This is a genomic window from Mycobacterium sp. 852002-10029_SCH5224772, assembly GCF_001667315.1.
Classification (GTDB): domain Bacteria; phylum Actinomycetota; class Actinomycetes; order Mycobacteriales; family Mycobacteriaceae; genus Mycobacterium.
This window is the reverse complement of record NZ_LZHT01000026.1, coordinates 1-8,636: the sequence shown is the minus strand read 5'-3', so window position 1 is coordinate 8,636 and position 8,636 is coordinate 1. Positions and strand designations below refer to the sequence as shown.

General features: G+C 70.2%; 1 protein-coding gene. It reads right to left on the bottom strand.

Features of this window, described 5'->3' with window-relative positions; translation table 11 throughout:
- A partial coding sequence (locus A5775_RS06650; protein ID WP_156660591.1) for a non-ribosomal peptide synthetase occupies nt 1-8,636 on the bottom strand: 8,636 nt, incomplete at both ends.

Below are 8,636 nucleotides of genomic sequence, written 5' to 3'. Positions count from 1 at the left end.
GGCAGCGCGGGGTCGATCGGCAGGTACGCCGCCCCGGACTTGAGCACCGCCAAGATCGACACGATCGCCTCGGCCGAACGCGAAAACAGCAGCGCCACAAACTCACCCGGGCCCGCACCCTCCTCGACCAGCACATGTGCCAACCGATTTGCGGCCTCGTCGAGCTCCCGGTACGTCATCGACCGGTCCCCGAACGTCAGCGCCACCGCGTCCGGGGTGCGCGCCGCCTGGGCCGTGAAGAGCCCCGCCACCGTCACCGGTTCCATGCGCTCGGTCAGCACCGCCTCGTTGCCCCACCGCGCCAGTCGGGTGTGCTCGGCGGTGTCCAGCAGATCCACCGACGACAAGCGCCGCTCCGGTTCGGCGGTGACCGCCGCCAGCAGCCGCTGCAGCCGCTCGATCATCGCCTCGACCGTGTCCGCGTTGAAGACGTCCGTCCGATATTCCGCCGTCACGGCGATCCCGGCGCGCTGGCCGGACTCGGTGAAGCGTTCGGCCAGCGAGAACGTCAAATCCATGCGAGCGGTGTTGGTGTGCAACGGCATTGGTGTGACCCGCAGATCACCCAGCGCCAACCCGGCGGCGGGGGCCGTGACCTCGCCGGGGAAGTTCTCCCAGCCCAACAGCACCTGGATGAGCGGATGATGGGCCATGCTGCGGGTGGGGTTGAGCCGCTCCACCAGCAGTTCGAACGGCACGTCCTGGTGCTCGAACGCGGCCAGGCTGCGCCGGCGCACCTGGGCCAGCAGCTCGGCGAAGGTCGGATCCCCGCCTAGCTCGGCCAGGTCGACCCGCAGCACCAAGGTGTTGACGAAGAACCCGATCAGGTCGTCGAGCGCGGGTTCGGGACGCCCGGCGATCGGGAAGCCCACGGCCACATCGGTACTGGCGCTGATCTTGGCGAGCAGCGCGGCGGAGGCGGCCTGGATCACCATGAAGCTGGTGGCGTTGTGCTCGCGGGCTACCCGGCGGACCTGTTGCTGTAGCTCGGCCGGCCAGTCCACCGCCAGCCGGGCGCCGAGGTGGTCGGCGACCTGCGGGTAGGGCCGATCGGTGGGCAGCTGCAGGCGTTCGGGCAGCCCGGCCAGGGTGTCGGCCCAGTAGTCCAGCTGGGCGGCGATGCGGCTGTCGCCGTCGTCCACGTCGCCGAGATGTGCACGCTGCCACAGCGTGTAGTCGACGTACTGCACCGCCAGCGGCGCCCAGTCGGGGGCCTGCCCCGCGCACCGGCTGGCGTAGGCGATTCCGAGGTCACGCGCGAACGGGGTGATCGACCAGCCGTCGGCGGCGATGTGGTGCACGGCCACCACCAGCATGTGCTCGTCGTCGCCGACCGTGAAAAGCTCGGTGTGCAGGGGGCTTTCGTTGGACAGGTCGAAGGTGTATCGGGCGGCGGCGGCCATCGCCTCGCGCAGCCGGTCTTCGGGCCATCCGCGGGCGTCGATGATGTCGCAGGCGAACCCGATCTGGTCGGCGGGAACCACCACCTGCTGCGGAATTCCGTCGGCCGAAGCGAACACCGTGCGCAGGCTTTCGTGGCGGCCCACGACGTCGGCCAGTGCCGCGGACAGGGCGGTGGCGTCGAGGTGCCCGCGCAGCCGCAGCGCCACGGTGATGTTGTACATCGGTGAGGCGCCCTGGAACTGGTCGATGAACCACAGCCGGGTCTGCGCGAAGGACAGCGGGATCACCGCCGGGCGCTCCCCCGCCACCAACGGCTCCGGGCGGTCCGCGTCTCCGCTGCTGAGGAGCGCCAATTGGGCGGCCGTGGGAGCCTCAAAGACGGCGCGCACCCCGAGGTCGGAGTTGAAGCTGGTGTTCACCGCGGCGATCAGGCGCATCGCCGACAGCGAATCCCCACCCAGATCGAAGAACGAGTCGTCGACACCCACCCGTTCCAGGCCGAGCACCTGGGCGTAGATGCCGACCAGGATCTCCTCGACGGCGGTGGCCGGGGCGCGGTACCGATCGGCGTCCTGGTAATCGGGGGCCGGCAGGGCCTTGCGGTCCAGCTTGCCCGAGGTCGTCATCGGGAATTCCTCGAGCGCAACGATGTGTGTCGGCACCATGTATTCGGGCAGCCAGGCGCTCAACCGTTCGCGCACCTCGCCGATCTTGGTGTTGGTGCGGGGGTCGTTGGCGTAGCTGGTGCGCCGCCGGGCCCCGTCGGGGGGCAGGTAGAGATCGGTCAGCGCCGGGACGACCTGGTCGCCGGATGCGATGAAAACCGCGCTGAGAGTGCCGGGTTGGGCACCCCAGGTGACGGCCACGTAATATCCGGCGCTCTCACCGAGGCGGTGCAACTCTTCGGCGACGGTGGCGTCGGGGCCGCCGTCGGCCTGGGCCAGCGCGTCAGCCAGGGGCAACCCCTCGGCCAGCGCGGCCTCGACGCCGACGTCGGTAATCAGTCCGGCGCGCGGGATGTCGGTGACGCGGACGGTGGCGGGACGCTGCGAGGTCAGCGTGTCGTACAGCCCGCGCAGGCCGTCGCACTGCGCCCACGTCCGGGCGGGCTCGTCGGCCACCGAACGCACGGCCGCAGGGGCCTTGTGGATCGCGACGTCGTAGCGGTGCTGGTTCAATTCGTTGTCGGCCATTCCGCGCTTGACGCGGATGTCGAGCCCGACGGCCTCCGGGCGGAAGCCCGCCCAGGAAGTGAAAAACTCTGGGGCCAGGAGTAATTCGGTCTCGCCGAGCATGGCGTGGCGGACGCGCTGGCGGATCTCGGCCGCGTCGGCGGCGTCGCCGCGGGCCAGCGCGATCGCGGTTTGGAAGGCGCCCTGCAGGGCGTGGTTACGGACGTCACCGATGAAGACCGCACCGCCTGGGGCCAGCAGTTCCATGGCCTTGTCGATGACCTCGGCCAGATAACGCGCGTTGGGGAAGTACTGGACGACCGAGTTCAGGATGATGGTGTCGAAATGGCCCTGCGGCAGCCCGTCGGTGACGTGGGCGGGTTGGGTCAGCAGTTCGACGCGGTCGCGCCACGGCAGCTGCAGCCGCTCCATCGAGCGGGCCAGGTTGTCGATGGCGACGGCCGAGAAATCGGTGGCGACATAATGATCGCACTGGGGGGCGATCTGTGACAGCAGCAGGCCCGAGCCCGCGCCGATCTCCAGGACCCGTCGCGGCTGCAGGGACATGATGCGATCGACTGTGGCGGAACGCCATTCGACCATCTCTTCGAGCGGGATCGGCTCGCCGGTGTAGCTGCTGTTCCAGCCGCGGAAATCCTCACCGAAGTTCGCCGCGAGTTCGGCGCCGTACAGGTCGTCGTAGAGGTGCTGCCACTCTTCGACGTCTTCGGCGTCTTGCCGAGCGTCCCGGTCGGTGGTGGCGGCGTGGTCGAGCGTCACGTAGGCGACCAGGTGCGAGCCGGTAGCGCCGTCCTGCACGGTGACGGCCGCCTGGGTCACCTGCGGGCAGGCCAGCAGGGTGTTTTCGATTTCGCCCAATTCGATGCGCTGTCCGCGCAGTTTGATCTGGCTGTCGGCGCGGCCCACATAGTCCAGGGTGCCGTCGGGCATCCAGCGCACCAGGTCGCCGGTGCGATACATGCGCTCCCCCGCCGTGCCAAAGGGGTTGGCGACGAACCGTTCTGCGGTCAGTTCCACCCGGCCCAGATAGCCGTGCCCCAGGGCCGGTCCGCTCAGGTACAGCTCGCCCACGACGCCGACGGGGACGGGGTTCAGCCAGGCGTCGAGGACGCGCGCGCACACGCCGGAAATGGGGGCGCCGATGCGCACCGGCTCGCCCGCCGCCAACCGCGCGCAGGTGACCCAGATCGTGGTCTCGCTCGGGCCGTAGCCGTTGAACATCTGGCGGCCCGGGGCCCAGGCGTCCACCAGCTCCGGCAGGCAGGCCTCCCCGACGGCGACCAGCGTGTCCAGGCGATCCAGGCGGGCGCGATCCAGCGTCGAAATCACGGTGGGCGTCAGGATGGCCGCGCTGACCCGCTGGCTGTGCAGCAGCGCACTCAGCGCCTCACCCGCATACACCTGTGGCGGCGCCACCACCAGTGCCGCGCCAGATCCCGCGGCCAGCAACAGTTCTCCGACCGACGCGTCGAAGGTGGGCGAGGCGACCATCAGCACCCGCGCGTCCGCGGTCAGACCGAACAGCTCGCGTTGGGCGGCGGCCCAGCCCAGCAGGCCGCTGTGGCCCACCGCCACGCCCTTGGGGACGCCGGTCGAACCCGACGTGAAGATCAGATAGGCGGTGTCGTCGGCGCGCAGCGGCGAGAGCCGATCGGCGTCGGTGATCTCTTCGGCCGAGCGCCCGGACAGGTCGAGATCGTCGATACGCGCAATCGGGCGCGCCCCGGCGCCGGCGACGTCGTCGGTGCCGCACGTCAACACGCACACCGCGTCGACGGCATCGAGCACCGAGGCGACGCGCTCGACGGGATGATCCAGATCTACCGGCGCATAGATGCCGCCGGCCTTGACGATGGCCCACCAAGCGACCACCAACTCGGCGCACCGGTCGATCGCCACGCCCACGGCGCGCTCCGGGCCCACGCCCTCCTCGATCAGCTTGCGCGCCAACCGCGTTGACCATTCGTCGAGTTCGCGATACGACAATTCCCGCGCGCCGTCGACCACCGCGGGCGCGTCCGGGGTGGTCGCCACCGCCGCGGCCAGCAGCTCCGGCGCCACGCCGACCGGTGCCGCCACGCCGGCGCCGGCCATCGTCGACAGCACCAGGTCACGCTCGTCGCGGTCCAGCAGGTCGATTGATGACAGCCGCCCGAAGGGGTCGGCGGTCATCGCGAGCAACACGCGCTGCAGGCGCTCGACGAGCGACGCGATGCCGGCGGCGTCGAACACGTCGGCGTCGAATTCGATGTGCAGGCCGAGTTCGCGGCCGGGCAGGGCCTCCACCGTCAGCGGGTAGTGGTTGTACTCGCGGTTGGTGAATGCGGCGATGGCCAGCCCGTCGTCACCCAGCGTCATGCCGTTGTCGATCGGGTAGTTCTCGTAGACGAACAGCGTGTCGAAAAGCTGGTCGTGGCCGGTGACGCGATGGATCTCGCTCAGCGCCAGGTGCTGGTGCTCGAGCGCGTCGTTGTGACTGTTCTGCAACTGCGCCAGCAGATCCGCGGTGGTGGTCGTCGCGGTGATGTTCGCGCGCACCGGCACCGTGTTGATCAGCAGCCCGACCATCGATTCCGCCTCGTCGACCTCCAGCTGGCCGACCCGCGATCGCGGGGTGCCGAAGACGACGTCGTGCTGACCGGTCAGCGAGGTCAGCACCAGTGCCCACGCAGCCTGCAGCACGGTGCTCAGCGTGGTGTGATGCGAGCGCGCCAGCTCGCCCAGAGCCCGGGTGGTCGGTGCGGACACGCGGGACTTTTCAAAGCCGCGGCGCCCCTGACCCAACCGGTCCCCGGGCGCGACCAGGGTGGGAGTTTGGAAGCCGGACAACAGCTCTCCCCAGGCCTGGCGGGAGGCGTCTAGGTCCCGGTCGGCCAGCCAGGTGAGGAACGCCCGGTAGGAACCGGCGGCGGGCAGCCGCTGTCCGTAGTAGCTGGCGAAGATTTCGCGCAGCAGGATCGGGAGCGACCAGCCGTCGAGCAGGATGTGGTGATTGGTCAGCACGAACCGGAACCGATGGTCCGCGGTGCGGATCAACGCGGCCCGGAACGCCGCCTGCCCGGCGAGGTCGCACACCGCGGCGCGTTCGGCAGCGCACAGCTGCTCGATCGGCTCGTCGCTGTCGCCGGTGCCGTCGAGCTCGAGGTACCGCCACTGGACGACGGGATCGGCCGGGATGATCTGCACGGGCTCGTCGAACTGCTCGCAGAACAGGGCCGCCAGGTGGGGGTGACGGTTGACGACGGTGTGCACCGCATCGCGCAGCCGGTCGGGGTCAAGCGGGCCGGTGAGGGTGAAATCGAGCTGGACCGCGTACATGTCGTCGCCGGCCTGCGCGGTGCTGGAGTGAAACAGCAGTCCCTGCTGCAGCGGGGTCAACGGCAAGATGTCGGCGATGTGGTGCTGGGCCGCCAACTCGTCGATCTGCTGCTGGGTCAGGCGGGCCGGGGTGATGTCCGACGGGGTCAGCCCGCCGCCACCGGAGCGCACGTGCGCGCAGACGCCGGCCAGTGCGTCGAACCATAGCCTGCTCAACCGGGTGATCTGCGCGGCGTCGAGAGCCGATGGCGCCCAAGTCCATTCGGCGTGCAGGTGCGGGCCGGCGCCGGTGTCGATGGTGCCGGCGTTGAGCTCGACGGTGTGCATCAGCGGCATGGGTACGGCCGCGGCGGCGCCGATCAAAGACAGGCCGTCCTGGCTGATGCGCCACCCCTCGCCCGACGAATCCGACGCTGCGCCTTGACGTCCCAGGTAGTTGAACGCGATGGCCGGGTCCGGTCCGGCGAGATCGACGTCGGTGTTCAGATAACGCAGCAGCCCGTAGGTCAGCGGCTCGGGCAGCGCGCGCAGCTGCTCCTTGGCGTGTTTGATGATCGGGCCCAACGCCGCGTCGCCGGAAACCACCTGCGCCCAGCGCAACCCGCCAACCGGGCCCGCCACGTTCAAACAGACCGGGTACTTGGTGGTGAACCATCCCACGGTCCGGGACAGATCGGTGTCGGCGCCGAGTTCCTCGTGGCGCCCATGAGCCTCGACGTCGATGCCGATCGGGGCTCCGGTGTCACCCAGGAATTCCGCCCACGCCAGACCGAAGGCGATCAACAGGATGTCCTGGATCCCGGCGTGGAAAGCCGTCGGGACCTCGCCGAGCAGCATCCCGGTCGTCGCGGCGTCCAGTTCGACCGACAAGCGCCCGGCGCTGGCGTACGTGTCCACGTCGGGACGCGCCGCGGGCAGCGCGGCGGGGGTCGCCGTCACCCGCTTCCAGGTATCGAGCTGGCCGACCACGTCGGGGTGGCGCGCGTACTCGTTCAACAGTGTCGCCCAGCGGGCAAACGACGTCCCCGCCGCCGCCAGCTCCGCCGGCTGTCCGGCGCTGTGCAGCGCCCAGGCAATGTTGAGGTCTTCCAACAGGATCCACCACGACACCGCGTCAACGGCCAGGTGGTGGATGATCACCGTCAACTGGCCGGTGGTCTCGACCCACAACGCGCTGAGCATCGTCCCGGCGGCCGGGTTCAACCGCGAGCGGGCCGCCAGCAGCGTCTCATCGGACAATGCGTCCACCGATTGCAGGCAGTCGTCGGCCCGCACCGAACCGGGTTCGGGGATGTGGAACGACCAGCCGCCGGCGTCGTCGTGATCGACGCGCAGCCGAAGCATCGCATGCCGATCCACCAAGGCCTGCAACATGATTGAGACGTCGTCGACACTCACCCCCGCGGGGGCCTGCACCATCACGGTCTGGTTGAACTGATCGACCGGGCCGGCCTTTTCCGCGTCCTGCAGCCACCGCATGATCGGGGTGGCGAGTACCTGGCCGACGCCCTCGTCGACCACCTCCGCTGCCCCACCGCTCACGCCGGCCACCCGGGCCAGCCGGGCCACGGTCTGCTCGACGAACACGTCGCGCGGCCGGCAGGTCAGGCCCGCCGCGCGGGCCCGCGCCACCACCTGCAGCGACAAGATGCTGTCGCCGCCCAGCTCGAAGAAGGACTCGTCGACACCGACCCGCTGCACCCCGAGCACCTCGGCGTAGATGCCGGCCAGGATCTCCTCGACGGCGTTGCCCGGGGCGCGGTACTCGCCCGTGGTGTATTCGGGCGCCGGCAGCGCGCGGGTGTCGAGTTTGCCGTTGGGTGTCAGCGGCAGCGCGTCGAGCCCGACCACGGCCGCCGGGACCATGTAGCCCGGCAACCGGTCCGCCAGCGCGGCGCGCGCCTCGACCGGGTCGGCGATCCCGGTCACGTAACCGACCAGACGCAAGGCGCCGGGGCGGTCCTCGCGGGCGATCACCACGGCCTGGTCGACGCCGTCGAGCGCGGCCAGCGCGGCCTGGACTTCGCCGAGTTCGATGCGGTAGCCGCGGATCTTTACCTGTTCGTCGCCGCGGCCCAGGTAGTGCAGCTGGCCTTCACCGGATCGTGAGACGCCCCAACACGCCAGGTCGCCGGTGCGGTACATCCGCGCGCCGGGGCCGCCGAACGGGCAGGCCACGAACCGTGACGCGGTCAGCCCGCTCCGGCCGATGTATCCGCCGGTCACCCCGGCGCCGGCGACATATAACTCGCCGACGACGCCCGGCGGCACGGGGCGCAGCCAGCCGTCGAGCACGAACAGCGCCGCCCCGCGCACCGGAGAGCCGATCGGCGGCGTCCCGGACCCCGCCGTCAGTGGTGCGCTGATCGCCACGCACATGGTCGTCTCGGTCGGGCCGTAGGCGTTGACCATCACGCGCCCCGGCGCCCACCGATCGACGACCTCGGCCGGGCAAGCCTCGCCCACCACCACCAGCGACACCGCCGCAAGCCCCTCCGGCGACAGCATCGCCACGGCCGACGGGGTCTGGGTCAACACGCTGACTTCCTCGTCGGCCAGCACGTCGTGGAACTCTTCGGGTGAACGCGTGACGTCTTCGGGAACCACGACCAGCCGCCCGCCGCGCAGCAGCGCGCCGAAAATTTCCCACACCGAGACGTCGAAGGCATACGAGTGGCACTGGGTCCACACCCCCGACGGCGGCAGGCCGGCGTCCAGCGA